The following is a 14,236-nucleotide window of genomic DNA, read 5'->3' on the forward strand; positions in this document are numbered from 1 at the left end:
GAGGGTATGGCCGGCTGAAGGCCTACGTAGCTTCGCTTCACGGACCCGGCGGAGGCCGCCTTGGCGGCCCGAGGCCGACCTGGCTCGCTCCGCGGACCCACGACGAACCGGCTGACGCCGCCTTTGCCGGCGCGAGGGCCGACCTGGACCGCTTCACGGACCCACGACGAACCGGCCGACGCCGCCTTTGCCGGCGCGAGGGCCGACCTGGACCGCTTCACGAACCCACGACGAACCGGCCGACGCCACCTTCGCGGCCCGAGGGCCGACCTGGACCGCTTCACGAACCCACGACAAACCGGCCGAGGCCGCCTTGGCGGTCGGGGGCGGCGCGGCTCAGCCGCGTCTGCCGGGGGCGGTGTCCGCGGTCGGCGCGCCCGACGGCTCGGCGACACCGGCCGTGTCGGGCGACCGGGGTCTTCTTGTCGGTCCGGCGCGAGAGGATGCAGGGGTGCAGTTGCCCGTCATGCCGCCGGTGCAGCCGATGTTGGCCAAGTCGGTTGCTGAGATTCCTGATGATCGGTTCTATGAGCCCAAGTGGGATGGGTTCCGGTCGATCGTGTTCCGCGACGGTGACGAGGTCGAGATCGGCAGTCGCAATGAGCGGCCGATGACCCGCTATTTTCCGGAGATCGTCGCGGCGGTGCGGGAGAGCCTGCCCGAACGGTGCGTCGTCGACGGCGAGATCGTCATCGCCAGCACCGACACGCAGGGGCTCGACTTCGGCGCCTTGCAGCTTCGGCTGCATCCGGCCGCGAGTCGGGTCAATCTGTTGGCGGAGCGTACCCCGGCTAGTTTCATCGCCTTTGATCTGTTGGCTTTGGGCGACGACGACTTCACCGGGCGGCCGTTTCGGGAGCGGCGGGCCGCCTTGGAGCGGGCGCTTCGCGACGCGCGGCCGCCGGTGCATCTCACGCCGATCACCACCGACCAGCGGGTGGCGCGGCAGTGGTTCGACCTTTTCGAGGGTGCGGGGCTCGATGGGTTGATCGCCAAAAGTGGGTTGGAGACCTATCAGCCCAACAAGCGGGTGATGGCCAAGATCAAGCATGAGCGGACCGCTGACTGTGTGGTTGCCGGTTACCGGCCGCACAAGACGGAGCCGGAAGCTATCGGGTCGTTGCTGCTCGGGCTCTACGACGACCCGGCCAACTCGGTGCTTCCGGCGGCTTACCGGGAATACAGCGGTGGGTCCAACCTCAGCTCCGTCGGGGTGATCGGCGCGTTTCCGATGGCCCGACGCAAGGAGCTCTTCGTCGAGTTGCAGCCGCTGGTCACCGACTTCGCCAGCCATCCGTGGAACTGGGCCGCCGCGTTCGAGAACGTCGCCGAGAACCGGCGCGAAGCCAGTCGGTGGAACCCTGAGAAAGACCTGTCGTTCGTGCCGCTGCGGCCGGAGCGGGTGGTCGAGGTGAGATACGACCACCTAGAGGGGCACCGCTTCCGGCACACCGCCCAGTTTGTGCGGTGGCGGCCCGACCGCGACCCGGAATCGTGCGGATATGACCAGCTCGACCAGCCGGTTCGCTTCGATGTGGCCGATGTTCTTGCTGGCCGCATCGCACCGGAGGCGTAGCCACCCCTGGCGGCGGTGGGGTTACCCCGACCCTGAGTAGTAGGCCAGTGCAAACCCCCGAGACGATTCGCGGGTTTGGCCAGGGCGTCTCCCGATGTCGGGAAAACGCCCTGGCCGGAAGCCTTGAGGCATGAACAAAACCGCCGCCCGCGCCTTCGCATCCGTCTCCATCCTCGGACTGCTCACCGCGGTCGTGGCGACGGTCATCGGACACATCGGACTCGGACCGGGGTACGACCCACTCAAGCTGACCATCAGCGACTACGCGCTGTCGAACCGGGGCGTGACGATCGAGATCGCCATGGTCGCTCTGGCACTCGGGGCGCCGGCCCTGCTCGCCGGGCTCCGCGCGGTCGGGGTGGCCATTCGTGGGCTGCCGGCCGTACTCCTGTCGATCTGGTCCGTTGGCCTGCTCGTTGCCGCGATCATCCCGACCGACCCGCCGGAGGTGACCACGATGTCGACCGCGGCGCTGGTTCACCGCTACACATCGGTGGCCGCGTTCGTCGCCCTGCCGATCGCCGCCGCGGTGATCGCCAGCCGGTTCCCTGGGATGGGCCGCCGGATGGTTTCCGCCGTTCGCCGGCTCTGCGTCGGGTGCGCGTTGGGCGTGGCCGTGCTCTGGTACGTCGCGTTCCCCGGCGGCCGGGTGATGATGGGCCTGGTCGAGCGCAGCCTGGTCAGCGTCGAGATCGCCATCCTGATGGTGCTCTCGTTCGGCATCCTCCGCGCCGCCCGCGCCGCCCGCGCCGCCCAGCCAGCCACCCGCGAGCCGATCACCCCCATGCCCGAGACCGCCACCGCTACCGCCGGCCGGACTGCCGCTACGACCACGACCGTCATCGCAGGCCGGGCCGCCACCACCACCACGACCTCAACCGCGATGCGGTCGGGCACCACCACGAGCGGCGACCGCGGCCGGACTGCCGCTAGGACCACGACCGCCGCCGGCCGGACCGGCGCCACCAGCACGACCGCCGCCTCCTCCGGGCGGACCGGCGCCACCGACTGGGCCACCGCGGACCGCGCCGGCGCCGCCGCGGACGGTCAGCGGCGTTCCGACCGGGACCTGGTCGGGGCGGTTAGCGGTGCCGCACAGCGGGGTAGTCGGGACGCATGACCGACGACCGCAGCAAGTCCCGTGCCGAGCACCCGCTTCCCGAAGAAGAAGCGGTAGGCAGCGACGACTTCCAGGAACAAGCGGAAGCGATCCTGCTGGAATCGGACATTCGGGAGGAAGAGCCCGAGGCCAGCGCGGAAGAGGTCCTCGAGCACCGGCTCCCCGACGACGAGGAAGACAAATAGCAAGAGAAAGAAGATCCCGGCACCCGCCAGAGGGGCGCCGGGATCTTCCGCGTTCAGGGCCGCAACGGCGCCTGAGACGCCGCCGCCCGCATCTCGTCGGGCGTGCCCGGCGGCAGCCACTCCATCCACCAGGTGGCCCCGGCCTCGGCGACCGCCGCCACGTGCAGCCGCTCCGCCGACCAGTCCGCGCGCCGCCGACGGCCGCCGACGATCAGGTCGAAGCCCTCGATCGAACCCCGATCGGCGCGCACCCGCGAGAGGATCTCGGCCACATCGCCCGCGGAAAGCTCAGAAGCGGCGTCGGCGTAGCGGTTGGTGGCCGACCGCCGATACGGCAGGAACCCGTCATGCCGGGCGGCCCGGGTAACCGCCGCCCGCCCCGGCCACCCGCCACCGATCCAGAGCGGGACCGACACCGGCACCGGCTGGAACAGCACGTCGTCGACCCGGAAATGCTCGCCCGCGAAGCTGAACCGCTTACCGCCGAACAGCCCGACCAGGATCTCCAGCGACTCGTCGAGCAGGCTCGCCCGGACCCGAGGATCGGACACCCCACCGAAGCGGCGGTACGCGTCGTCGTTGGGATCGCCCACCCCGAGCCCGAGCACGACCCGCCCGCCGCTGAGTTGGTCGAGCGTGCTGACCCGGCGGGCCAGTTCCCACGGCAGGTGCCGGGCGCCGCCGGTGACGGTCGTGCCCAGGCGGACCGTGTCGGTCGCGCCGGCCATCGCGGCGAGCGCTACCCAGACGTCGGCCGTCGGGCAGTCCGGTTCGGCGTTGTAGACCAGGTAGTCCTCGAGGAACACGCCGTCCCAGCCGGCGTCTTCGGCGCGACGAGCCAACTCGGCCAACAGGCGGGGGTCGGCGCAGGCGGCGCCGCAGGGCAGTTCAAGTCCGAATGACGTCACGCCGTCGGGCTATACCCAGAATTCGCGCGCAGGATGTTGTGGGCCCGGGGAAAGTCGCGCAGCCGCTCGGCCATCACGTCGAAGGTCAGGCCGACGGTGTGCAGCGGCACGCCCCGGCTGGCCAGCACCTCGCCCAGCCAGCTCACGAACTCGGCGAACAACGACCCGTCGTCGACGTAGACCGCCGCGGCCAGCGAGTCGACGATGTAGCCCAGGTCGGCGACCGTCGCGTCGACCTGCGCGGGCGAATAGCGACTCAAGTCGAGCCGGTCGAGCACGAGATCGATCAGCTCGACCCGGGCCGCGAGGAGGGCCGGATATTCGGTGTCGTCGACCAGCGCAGGCGGCAAAGCCGACGGGAGGGGTGCCGAGAGAAGCGCCGACGCGGCCCGGGCGTCCCCGGCGAACGGCACACCGAGCCGCCGTGCCCAGCGCCCGTCGGAGCCGAAGCCCCGGCCGCCGACCAGCACCGGCACGTCGGTCCGCCGGCAGGCCTCGATCGCGCGAAAAGCCTGCGGCAGCCGCATCGGCAACGCGCACGCGAGCAGCACCGCCCGCGGGTCGTGCCGGTGCAGGTAGGAGACCAGATGCGCCGACGGCACGCTGGCACCGAGGAAGGTCACGTCCCAGCCGTCGAGCCGAAGCACCTCGGCCACCAGCCGCGGCGGCAACGCGTGCCACTCGCCGTCGAGACAGGCGACCACGATCCGCGAACGGGTCGGCCGGGGCCGCACGGTCGCGCCCACCGCCGCCACGACCCGCTCGCTGATGTGGGTCGCGGCGTGCTCCTGGGCGACGCTCCACTCGTTGCGCTGCCACCACTCGCCGACCTGCGCCTGCGCGGGCGCGACCAGGGAGAGCAGCACGGTGTCGGCCGGTACGCCGCCGTCGAGCAACGCGAGAGCCAGGTCGATCGCCCCGTTCTCGTCGGCCTCGTCGAGACAACGCAGGTAGGCCGGGTAGACGCTCCCGACCGTCTGCGCGAGCACGGCGGTCACGACGGCACCGCATGGAGATGCCGGGCGGTCAAACCGGAAGGAACCGCGCGCACGGCCAGGACCGCGATGTCGTCGTGGTTGCGGCCACCGAGCCAGTCACCGATCACCTGCTCGACCCGCTCGGCGACCGCCGGCGCCGGCATCCGCTGGCAGCCGGTGAGAGCGTCGACGAGCCGGGCCGCTCCGAACTGGTCGCCCCGGACGCCGCCGCGCGCCTCGGTCACCCCATCGCTGAACAGCACGCAGGTCTCCCCCGGCGCGAGTTGGACGGTGACCGTGGCGATCCGTGGATCGGGCACCACCCCGATCAGCATGCCGCGCAGGTCGACCGTCTCCACCGAGCCGTCGGAGCGCAGCACGATCGGCGGCAGGTGCCCGCCGCTGGCCAGGGTGAGCGACAGGCCACCGCTGTGGGTCGAGTGGGCGCGGCCGAGCACCATGGTCGCGAATCGACCTTGTCCGTGGGAACGGCTGGTCTCCAGCACGGCATCGTTGAGCAGGCTGAGCAGCCGCGCCGGGTCAGCCTCGATGCGCCGCAGCGCCTGGATCCCCTGCCGGATCTGCCCGGTGAACACAGCGGCGTCGACGCCCTTGCCGGAGACGTCGCCGAGGTAGAACAGCGCGCCGCCGTCGGGCATCTGGTGGGCGCCGTAGAAGTCGCCGCCGATCCGCAGTGAGCTTTGCGCGGGGCGGTAGGCGGCGCCCCACTGCACGCCGCCGACGGCCGGCGGCTCGGTCGGCGCCAGGCTCGCCTGAAGCGTCTCGGCCACCTCGGCCTGGTCTCGGTAGAGCACCGCGGCGTCGAGCGCGGCACCGGCGCGGGCCGCGAAGCCGCGCAGCAGCTGCATGTCGTGCTGGTCCGGGTCGGTGTCGCGGACGACCACCAGCGCACCGGTCGCCGACGCGCTGCCGGGCAGCGACACCACCCGGGCCGACACCGCGCGGCGATCGCGGTCGCCGAGCCAGCCGGCCTCGGCGAGTTGGTCGGCGAGCCAGTCGGCCTCCGACGGTTCGTTGCCGGCCAGCGCCTGCTCGACCGCGGGCGGCAACTCGTCGCCGGTCAGCACACCGCCGTCGACCATCGCCGGGTCGGCGCCGGTGGCCCGCCACCAGCGGGCCCGGCCACGGCGCGGCGACAGCACGACAACAGCGATTTCACCCAGCGTGGGTACGGCCAGCCGGACTGCCGCCCGTGCCGCCCGGTCTTCGTGCAGCGGGTTGCCCAACTGCTGGCTCGCCGCCGCGAGGAAGCGGGCCCGGCCACGCTCGGCGAGCAGGGCGTCGGAGCGCGCGATGGCGTCGGTGACGTCTTCGACGTACCAGGCAATGCTCGTCACCCCGGCGACCGTGAGGTCGACGCGGCGGGAGCGCACCCGCCGGTCGCCGATCGTCAGGTCGCCGTCGGTCAGCGCCGGCGCGCCGCAACCGGCGAGGGTGCGGCCGACCGCGAGGCCGGGCATCAGCCGCAGCGCGGGTTCGCTGAACTCGCGGATCACGCCGGCCTGGTCGGTGACCACGACGCCCTCGCGGAAATGGTCGAGCAACGGAGCCGGCTCGGAGCCCCCGACGACCGAGGGCCGAGGGATCGCGGGCGCGTCGGGCGCCGCTGCCGCCGTGACCCGGCGGCCGCCCGACCCCGCTCCGGCGACGTCGGCGGTATTCACGTTCGTCGACAACTCCCTGATCATCGGCCTGGGAAACCCACCCTACGCGCTTGCTTGCCATACGGCATGGGACGCGATCGCGGCCAGCCGGATACCCAGCGCGCCTGGCCGGGCTGGCCTAATGTGTATCCGTCGAAAGGTGGCGAAGGTGAGTCAGCTGACACCGCTGCGGGTCGATGTCGAAGACGGCGTCGACGGCCCAGTGGTCACCGTGCGTGGCGATCTCGACTTCCCGTGTGCCGACGTGTTGCGCATCGCGCTGGCCAGCGCGCTCGACAAAACACCGGCCCGGCTGACCCTCGACGTCGAGCGGCTGACCTTCATCGACAGCACCGGCCTGGCCGCGCTGGTCCACGCCTGGCGGCGCGGCCACGAGGCGGGCATCCCGGTCACCCTGCGGGCGGTCCCGCCCTTCCTCGCCTCGATCCTGGAGATCACCGGGATCGGCGAGCTGTTCACGCGTCCAGCCGCCGGGACAAGGGAAGCTGCCACGGCCTGACGACCGCGGCCGCGTTCGCCCGCAGCGAACTTGTTCGTAATTCGCTTGTGAGTGAGCGGCTCACTCAGTTAGCCTTCTCCCGTGATGACGTCCAGCGCCACCACCGGGGGTCGGGCCCGGCCCCTTCCACCCGAAGAGCGCCGCGCCGCCCTGGTCGAGGCGACGCTGCCGCTTGTTGTCCAACACGGCACCAAGGTCACGACGAAACAGATCGCCGAGGCCGCCGGTGTCGCCGAGGGCACGATCTTCCGCGTCTTCCCTGACAAGGAGACGCTGGTCCGCGAGGCCATCGCCACCGTCCTCGACCCGCTGCCGACCGTGGCCGCGCTCAACGCGATCGACCTGGACCTGCCGATTCGCGAGCGGATGGTGCAGGCGGCCGAGATCATGCGCAAGCGGATGGAGACCGCCTTCGCGGTGATGTCAGCGCTGCGGATGGACGGCCCGCAACACCACAAGCCGGAGGAGCGGCCGAGCCACCAGCCGATGCTGGACGCGATGGAGCGGCTGGTCGCACCCGACGAAGACAAGTTCCGGCTGCCGGCCCCCGAGGTCGCGCGGATGCTCCGGCTGCTCACCTTTGCCGGCACCCACCGGATCATCACCGACAACCACCCACTCACCACCGAAGAGGTCGTCTCGGTCCTCCTCGACGGCGTGCTGCGCCGCCCGGAGACCGGTGACCACGTGAGCAACCCGGGGGAAAGTTGCTGATCAAACTGCTGCGGGGCTATCTGCGCCCGTACAAGAAACCACTGCTCCTGGTCGTCGTGTTCCAGTTCGTCGGGACGATGGCGTCGCTCTACCTGCCCAGCCTCAACGCCGACATCATCGACAAGGGCATCGCGGCCGGTGACACCGGCTACATCCTGCGCACCGGCGGCTGGATGCTGGCCGTGACGATCGTGCAGATGGCGTGTTCGATCGTCGCCGTCTACTTCGGTGCGCGCACCGCCATGAGCTTCGGCCGCGACGTCCGCGGCGCGATCTTCCACCGGGTCGGCATGTTCTCCGCCCGCGAGGTCAACCACTTCGGCGCACCGTCGCTGATCACCCGCAGCACCAACGACACGCAACAGGTGCAGATGCTCGTCGTGCTGAGCTGCACCCTGCTGGTCACCGCGCCGATCACCGCGGTCGGCGGCGTGATCCTCGCGCTGCGCGAAGACGTCGGGCTGTCCTGGCTGATGCTGGTCGCCGTCCCGGTGCTGGCGATCGCGATCGGCCTGATCATCCGCCGGATGGTGCCCACCTTCCGCAAGATGCAGACCCGCATCGACGTGGTCAACCGGGTGCTGCGCGAGCAGATCACCGGCGTCCGCGTGGTCCGCGCGTTCGTCCGCGAGCCCTACGAGACCGAGCGGTTCGGCGACGCCAACCAGCAACTGACCGCGACCGCGCTGCGGGCCGGCCGGCTGATGGCGCTGATCTTCCCGACCGTCATGCTGGTGCTCAACGTGTCGAGCGTCGGCGTGCTCTGGTTCGGCGCCAGCCGGGTCGACTCGGGCCAGATCGAGATCGGCGCGCTGACGGCGTTCCTCAACTACCTCGTACTCATCCTGATGTCGGTCATGATGGCGACCTTCATGCTGATCATGGTGCCGCGCGCGGCCGTCGCCGCCGAGCGGATCACCGAGGTGCTCGACACCGACAGCACCGTTGTGCCGGCACAGAACCCGGTTACCACCGTCAGCGAGCACGCCAGCCTGGAGTTCCGCGACGTCACGTTCCAATACCCCGGCGCCGCCTCACCCGTGCTGCGCAACATCGACCTGCACGCCGAAGCAGGCAAGACAACAGCGATCATCGGGAGTACGGGAGCCGGCAAGACAACGCTGATCTCGATGGCGCCGCGGCTGTTCGACGCCACGTCGGGCACGGTGCTGGTCGACGGTGTCGACGTTAGGCAACTCGACGAAGACCTGCTCTGGAGCAAGATCGGGTTGGTGCCGCAACGGCCCTACCTGTTCACCGGCACGATCGCCAGCAACCTGCGCTACGGCAACCCGGACGCGACCGACGAGGAGCTGTGGGCCGCGCTCGAGGTGGCCCAGGCCAAAGACTTCGTCGAGGAGATGCCCGAGCGGCTCGAAGCGCCGATCGCACAGGGCGGCACCAACGTCTCCGGCGGCCAGCGGCAACGCCTGGCCATCGCCCGGGCGCTGGTCCGCAAGCCCGAGATCTACCTGTTCGACGACTCGTTCTCCGCGCTCGACCTCGGCACCGACGCCCGGCTGCGGGCGGCCTTGCGGCCCGTGACGGCCGACGCCGCGGTGATCGTGGTGGCACAGCGGGTCTCCACGATCATCGACGCCGACGAGATCATCGTGCTCGAAGACGGCGCCATCGTGGGCCGTGGCCGGCACGCCGAACTTCTGGAAAGCAGCCCGACGTACGCCGAGATCGTCGAGTCGCAGCTCACGGTGGGAGCCGCAGCATGACCGCGCCGCAGAACGGAAACAGCAACCCGGCCCCCAACCAGGCCAACCCGCCCGCCGCCGAAGACGGCGCCCGCGTGGTGCCCGCCCGGCTCCCCGCGGCCGGTGCCCGCCGGCCCGGCGGCGGTCCGCCGTGGATGAGCGCCGGCATGCCGGTCGAGAAGTCGATGACCTTCGTCCCGTCGGCGAAGCGCCTGCTCCGCCGGCTGAGCCCCTACCGCGGTCAGCTGTCGCTGGTCGTCCTGCTGGCGATCAGCAGCGTGGCGCTCGCGGTGATCGGCCCGAAGATCCTCGGGCACGCGACCGACGTCATCTTCCGCGGCGTTCTTGGTCGCCGGCTGCCGGAGGGCGCCAGCCTCGACCAGGCCGCAGCCGCGGCCCGGGCCGGCGGCCAGGAAAACTTCGCCGAGTTGCTGCTCAAGACCAAGCCGATCCCGGGCGTGGGCATCAACTTCGAGCAGCTCGGCCAGATCCTGCTGGTCGTGCTCGCCATCTACGTGGTGTCCAGTCTGCTGGCCTGGGCCCAGGGCTGGGTGCTCAACGGGGTGGTGCAGCGCGCGGTGCTCAAGCTGCGCGCCGACGTCGAAGACAAGCTCAACCGGCTGCCGCTGCCCTACTTCGACAAGCAGCCCCGCGGTGAGCTGCTCAGCCGGGTGACCAACGACATCGACAACGTCGCGCAGAGCCTGCAACAGACGCTCAGTCAGGTGTTGACCTCGTTGCTCACCGTGGTCGGCGTTGTCACGCTGATGGTGTGGATCTCGCCCCTGCTCGCCGCCGTCGCGCTCGTCGCGGTGCCACTGTCGTTCCTGATCACCGCGCAGATCGGCAAGCGGTCGCAGAAGCAGTTCATCGCGCAGTGGAAGCACACCGGCCGGCTCAACGGGCACATCGAGGAGGCGTTCACCGGCCACGAGCTGGTCAAGGTCTTCGGCCGGCGCAAGGAGGTCGAGGCCGACTTCGAGACCAAGAACGACGAGCTCTACAAGGCGGCATTCGGCGCGCAGTTCGTCTCCGGGATCATCATGCCGGCGATGTTCTTCGTCGGAAACCTGAGCTACGTGGTGATCGCGGTGCTCGGCGGGCTCCGGGTGGCGTCCGGCACGATGACGTTGGGTGACGTGCAGGCGTTCATCCAATACTCGCGCCAGTTCACCCAGCCGCTGACCCAGCTCGCGTCGATGGCCAACCTGCTCCAGTCCGGTGTCGCCTCGGCCGAACGCGTCTTCGACCTGCTCGACGCCGACGAGCAGTTGCCCGACCCGTCGCCCGCCGTCGAGGTGCACCAGCCGCACGGCCGGGTCGAGTTCGAGCACGTCTCGTTCCGCTACACGCCCGACACCCCGCTGATCGACGACCTGTCGCTGGTCGCCGAGCCCGGGCACACGGTGGCGATTGTCGGTCCGACGGGGGCCGGCAAGACCACGCTGGTCAACCTGGTCATGCGCTTCTACGAGCTCGACGGCGGTCGGATCACGCTCGACGGGGTCGACATCACGACGATGAAGCGCGAGACCCTGCGCGGCGAGATCGGCATGGTGCTCCAGGACACCTGGCTGTTCGGGGGCACGATCCGGGACAACATCGCCTACGGGAACCCGAGCGCCACCGAGGAGCAGATCCACGCGGCGGCCGAGGCGACCTTCGTCGACCGGTTCGTGCGCAGCCTGCCCGACGGCTACGACACGGTGATCGACGAGGAGGGCAGCAACGTCAGCGCCGGTGAGCGGCAGCTCATCACGATCGCGCGGGCGTTCCTGGCCAACCCGTCACTGCTGATCCTCGACGAGGCGACCAGCTCCGTCGACACCCGCACCGAGGCCTTGCTGCAACGGGCAATGGCGGCGCTGCGGTCCGACCGGACCAGCTTCGTGATCGCGCACCGGCTCTCCACGATCCGCGACGCCCACCTCATCCTGGTGATGGAGAAGGGTCGGATCGTCGAGCAGGGCACCCACGAGCAGTTGCTGATGGCCAACGGCGCCTACCGGCGACTGCACGACGCACAGTTCACCCAGGCCGCCGTCGATCTCGACGGGTCGGCTGCCCCGGCCGGGGGAATCGCGCTCGCGGGGGCACCGCCGCGCGGCTAGGGTCGCTCGCATGACTGACGTGGAACGGGCGACGGCGGCCGACCGCCAACAGGTTGTCGAGACCGTCGTCGCCGCGTTCGACCGTGACCCGGCGTTCCGGTTCTTCTTCCAGGATCCGGTGACCCGCGACGCGGAGGCGGCGGTGTTCGCCGGCGCGCTGTTCGACCAGCGGGTCACCCCTGGCACCACCTGGGTGATCGACGGCGGCCGCTCGGTGGCCATGTGGGACGCGCCGGGCGGGTGGTCCGACGAGGAAGAGAAGCTGGCCGTCTCCGACGAGGCGCTGGCCCGGCTCGACGACTACCACCGGGCAGTCCAGGTGTTCTTTCCCCGGCGCCCATCGAAGTTCTGGTATCTCGGCGTGCTCGCCACCCACCCCTCGCACGCCGGCCGCCGGCTCGGCCGCGAGGTGATGAAACCGGGGCTGGCGGCGGCCGCCGCGGCGGGTCTGCCGGCCTACCTGGAGACGACCAACGAGGCCAATGTGGCGATGTACCAGCGCGCCGGCTGGCGGGTGAGCGGCAGCACACACCTCGATGATCTTCCGATCTGGGTGCTCACCCAGTAACGTGGGTGGCTGCGAAGGGGAGTAGCTCCCAACGTGGTGGTCGACACACTGGCGTCCGCGCCCGGCCATCCGACCTGATGAGTTCGATCATCAGGTGAGCGAGACCTTCGGCTACGGCAATGATCAATTGCCGGGTCGAAGTCTCGCGTGCCCCGACCCGGTGAAGACACCCGGGGAGGGTTTTTTCGTGGGAGGCTTTCTCGCCGCGCTCGCGCTCAGTTTCGGCGTCATCTTCGTCGCCGAACTAGGCGACAAGTCTCAGTTGATGGCGATGACTTTCGCCACCCGCTACCGCGCCCTGACGGTGTTGATCGGCATCACCGCGGCCACCGCGATCGTCCACCTGGTCTCGGTGGCAGTCGGCTACGGCCTGGGCGCGACCCTGCCAACCGACTGGATCAGCCTCGTCGCCGGCGTGGCCTTCCTGGCCTTCGCGGCCTGGACGTTGCGCGGCGACTCGCTCACCGAGGCGGAGAAGTCGAAAGCCCAACGCTCCCAACGCTCGGCGGTGCTGGCCGTCGGTGGTGCGTTCTTCCTGGCCGAGCTGGGCGACAAGACAATGCTGGCGACCATCACGCTGGCAACGCAGCACGGCTGGTTCGGAGTCTGGGTCGGTTCCACGATCGGCATGGTCGCGGCCGACGCCCTGGCCATCGTGGTCGGCCGCATGCTCGGCAAGCGCCTACCGGAAAAGGCGATCAAGTGGGGCGCGGCCGCGCTGTTCCTCATCTTCGGCATCTGGCTGATCGCGGAGTCGCTGGTGAAGCTGGCCTGACCTTGGCTCGCGTTGGGCGGTTCAGTCGGCACGGCCCCACAGATCGTAGGGGTTCGCGCTGGGGCGGAACCCGCAAGCTTCGGCCATCCGGGCCGCATCCCCGAGGCCGTGTGCGACGGCCTCGGGTCGGTGTGCGTCGCTGCCAAAGGTCACCGCGTCGCCGCCTTCCTGATGCCACCAGCTCAAGATGGTCGCGTCCAGCGGCAGCCGGGTGTTGATCTCGAGTGCCCGGCCGGACCGCGCGGTCGCCCGTAGCGCGTGGCGGAACTCCTCTTCGAACGCCTTCGGGTCGAACGAACCGACCCGCTCCGCCGGCCACGAACGGACCGGGTAGTCGATGTGGGCGAGCACGGAGAACATGCCGCTGGTCGCCATCATCGTCGCGACGCCGGCCAGATATTCGCGCATCACCTCGTGCGGGTGACGGTGCGGGTAGACGCCCCACGGCTCGGCGAATGCGCCCTGATCGGGCAGGGTATGCAGGGAGCCAAGCACTCGGTCGAACCGGCCTGCCGCGAGGATCTGGGAGCATTGTTCGACATGCCGGTGTGGTTCGCCCAACTCCAGGCCGCTGAGGATATGCAACTGCGTGAAGCGGTCGCGGCAGTGCTCGATCGCCGCCAGATAGCCGGTGGGGTCGAAGGTGGGTGGTGTCAGGAGGCCGTCCGGATCGGCGATCCCGGTGAGATGGTCCGTGGCGTAGGGACCTTCCAGCGCGATCCGCCACACCGTGTGGTCGAGGTGTTCCGTGAAGGTGATCGCCGGTAGCCCGATTTCCACGGCGCGGGCGCAGGAGCCTTCCATGTCCCCAACCGGTGTGTCCCAGGACCATTCGCTGTGCACGTGGCTGTCGCAAGGCAACGACACTTCGCACCCCCGTCGATCGGGCATCGTCGTCTCGACGCTACCTGTTCACGGCGCGCCGCAGCTCTGCTGCCAATAGGCCCCGCCCAGGCTGCTGGGTGGGGCCTATTTGGCAGCAGAGCAAGGGTTCAGCAGCGCACTTCGGTTTCCTTCGACGCCACGTCGGAGATGCCGCCGAGGGCGCGGGTGCACACCGACAAGGTGTTGGCGCCCAGCGACCACACGTCCGGGCCGCTCGAACACTGGAGGTCCCGCAGCGTGCTTCCGGTGACGATCGACGTGCAGACCTGGTAGGCGCCGTGGCTCGCGCGGTACTGCTGCCACACGTAGGTGTAGGCGTAGTTCTTGCCGCATCCCTTGTACTGCTTGACCGATGCGGCCGTCTGGCCACCGACGGTGACGTACGCCGTCGCGCCGATCTGCACCGAGCCCGCGCAGCGCGGGTTGGTCTCGGCCTGCGCGGGGCCCGCGAACGCCAGCGCCGCGGGCACAGCCAGCGCCGCGGCTGCGAGGATCCGCACGCTGCTTCGGGAAAGGGTCTTCATCGA

At 70.1% G+C, this 14,236-nt stretch carries 14 protein-coding genes; 9 read left to right on the forward strand and 5 right to left on the reverse strand.

Annotated elements, in window-relative coordinates; all coding sequences use genetic code 11:
- The first annotated feature begins 451 nt into the window (after positions 1–451).
- The 3 genes from DFJ67_RS10470 (at position 452) to DFJ67_RS10480 (ending at position 2,881) form a co-directional block, all read left to right on the forward strand.
- Entirely contained in the window at positions 452–1,576 is a 1,125-nt protein-coding gene (locus DFJ67_RS10470) for an ATP-dependent DNA ligase (protein ID WP_203783688.1), read from the forward strand.
- Positions 1,577–1,706: 130 nt separating this feature from the next.
- Complete coding sequence (locus tag DFJ67_RS10475; RefSeq protein WP_116067705.1) at positions 1,707–2,696, forward strand: DUF998 domain-containing protein; 990 nt, start codon at positions 1,707–1,709, stop codon at positions 2,694–2,696.
- Positions 2,693–2,881, forward strand: a complete 189-nt coding sequence (locus DFJ67_RS10480; RefSeq protein WP_116067706.1) for a hypothetical protein — start codon at positions 2,693–2,695, stop codon at positions 2,879–2,881. The genes DFJ67_RS10475 and DFJ67_RS10480 overlap by 4 nt, the downstream gene beginning before the upstream one ends.
- 53 nt (positions 2,882–2,934) lie before the next feature.
- Here DFJ67_RS10480 and DFJ67_RS10485 read toward each other — a convergent pair whose 3' ends face one another.
- The 3 genes from DFJ67_RS10485 to DFJ67_RS10495 are packed head-to-tail and all read right to left on the reverse strand — an operon-like array spanning position 2,935 to position 6,475.
- Positions 2,935–3,789: an LLM class flavin-dependent oxidoreductase gene (locus DFJ67_RS10485; RefSeq protein WP_116067707.1), complete on the reverse strand. Its 855-nt coding sequence runs from the start codon at positions 3,787–3,789 to the stop codon at positions 2,935–2,937.
- Positions 3,786–4,787 carry a cobalamin B12-binding domain-containing protein gene (locus DFJ67_RS10490; RefSeq protein ID WP_116067708.1) on the reverse strand — a complete coding sequence of 334 codons (1,002 nt, stop codon included), beginning with the start codon at positions 4,785–4,787 and terminating at the stop codon, positions 3,786–3,788. Before DFJ67_RS10490 ends, DFJ67_RS10485 begins: the two co-directional genes overlap by 4 nt.
- Positions 4,784–6,475, reverse strand: a complete 1,692-nt coding sequence (locus DFJ67_RS10495; protein ID WP_116067709.1) for a PP2C family protein-serine/threonine phosphatase — start codon at positions 6,473–6,475, stop codon at positions 4,784–4,786. The genes DFJ67_RS10490 and DFJ67_RS10495 overlap by 4 nt, the downstream gene beginning before the upstream one ends.
- 124 nt (positions 6,476–6,599) lie before the next feature.
- Between DFJ67_RS10495 and DFJ67_RS10500 the strand changes: the two genes are divergently transcribed.
- From DFJ67_RS10500 to DFJ67_RS10525, 6 genes are all read left to right on the forward strand, one after another.
- A complete protein-coding gene (locus tag DFJ67_RS10500; protein WP_170215786.1) occupies positions 6,600–6,950 on the forward strand; it encodes an STAS domain-containing protein in 351 nt (116 codons plus the stop codon).
- Positions 6,951–7,034: 84 nt separating this feature from the next.
- A complete protein-coding gene (locus DFJ67_RS10505; RefSeq protein WP_116067711.1) occupies positions 7,035–7,664 on the forward strand; it encodes a TetR/AcrR family transcriptional regulator in 630 nt (209 codons plus the stop codon).
- Entirely contained in the window at positions 7,658–9,391 is a 1,734-nt protein-coding gene (locus DFJ67_RS10510) for an ABC transporter ATP-binding protein (protein ID WP_116067712.1), read from the forward strand. The genes DFJ67_RS10505 and DFJ67_RS10510 overlap by 7 nt, the downstream gene beginning before the upstream one ends.
- Positions 9,388–11,481 carry an ABC transporter ATP-binding protein gene (locus tag DFJ67_RS10515; protein ID WP_409362935.1) on the forward strand — a complete coding sequence of 698 codons (2,094 nt, stop codon included), beginning with the start codon at positions 9,388–9,390 and terminating at the stop codon, positions 11,479–11,481. The genes DFJ67_RS10510 and DFJ67_RS10515 overlap by 4 nt, the downstream gene beginning before the upstream one ends.
- A 10-nt stretch (positions 11,482–11,491) precedes the next feature.
- Positions 11,492–12,049 carry a GNAT family N-acetyltransferase gene (locus DFJ67_RS10520; RefSeq protein ID WP_116067713.1) on the forward strand — a complete coding sequence of 186 codons (558 nt, stop codon included), beginning with the start codon at positions 11,492–11,494 and terminating at the stop codon, positions 12,047–12,049.
- Positions 12,050–12,236: 187 nt separating this feature from the next.
- Complete coding sequence (locus DFJ67_RS10525; protein ID WP_116076010.1) at positions 12,237–12,824, forward strand: TMEM165/GDT1 family protein; 588 nt, start codon at positions 12,237–12,239, stop codon at positions 12,822–12,824.
- A 21-nt stretch (positions 12,825–12,845) separates the two neighbouring features.
- On the opposite strand, the gene DFJ67_RS10530 is transcribed toward DFJ67_RS10525, so the two are convergent.
- Together DFJ67_RS10530 and DFJ67_RS10535 are read right to left on the reverse strand one after the other, a co-directional pair.
- Complete coding sequence (locus tag DFJ67_RS10530; RefSeq protein WP_116067714.1) at positions 12,846–13,715, reverse strand: PHP domain-containing protein; 870 nt, start codon at positions 13,713–13,715, stop codon at positions 12,846–12,848.
- A gap of 101 nt (positions 13,716–13,816) precedes the next feature.
- Positions 13,817–14,233 carry a hypothetical protein gene (locus tag DFJ67_RS10535; protein WP_147315479.1) on the reverse strand — a complete coding sequence of 139 codons (417 nt, stop codon included), beginning with the start codon at positions 14,231–14,233 and terminating at the stop codon, positions 13,817–13,819.
- Between the last annotated feature and the right edge of the window lie 3 nt (positions 14,234–14,236).

Source organism: Asanoa ferruginea (genome assembly GCF_003387075.1).
Taxonomy (GTDB): domain Bacteria; phylum Actinomycetota; class Actinomycetes; order Mycobacteriales; family Micromonosporaceae; genus Asanoa; species Asanoa ferruginea.

Bases quoted from the DNA above. Each gene is read 5' to 3' on its own strand.
- DFJ67_RS10480 (WP_116067706.1), top strand. From the start codon at position 2,693: ATGACCGACGACCGCAGCAAGTCCCGTGCCGAGCACCCGCTTCCCGAA.
- DFJ67_RS10475 (WP_116067705.1), top strand. From the start codon at position 1,707: ATGAACAAAACCGCCGCCCGCGCCTTCGCATCCGTCTCCATCCTCGGA.
- DFJ67_RS10530 (WP_116067714.1), bottom strand. From the start codon at position 13,715: ATGCCCGATCGACGGGGGTGCGAAGTGTCGTTGCCTTGCGACAGCCAC.
- DFJ67_RS10505 (WP_116067711.1), top strand. From the start codon at position 7,035: ATGACGTCCAGCGCCACCACCGGGGGTCGGGCCCGGCCCCTTCCACCC.
- DFJ67_RS10515 (WP_409362935.1), top strand. From the start codon at position 9,388: ATGACCGCGCCGCAGAACGGAAACAGCAACCCGGCCCCCAACCAGGCC.
- DFJ67_RS10495 (WP_116067709.1), bottom strand. From the start codon at position 6,475: ATGATCAGGGAGTTGTCGACGAACGTGAATACCGCCGACGTCGCCGGA.
- DFJ67_RS10535 (WP_147315479.1), bottom strand. From the start codon at position 14,233: ATGAAGACCCTTTCCCGAAGCAGCGTGCGGATCCTCGCAGCCGCGGCG.
- DFJ67_RS10520 (WP_116067713.1), top strand. From the start codon at position 11,492: ATGACTGACGTGGAACGGGCGACGGCGGCCGACCGCCAACAGGTTGTC.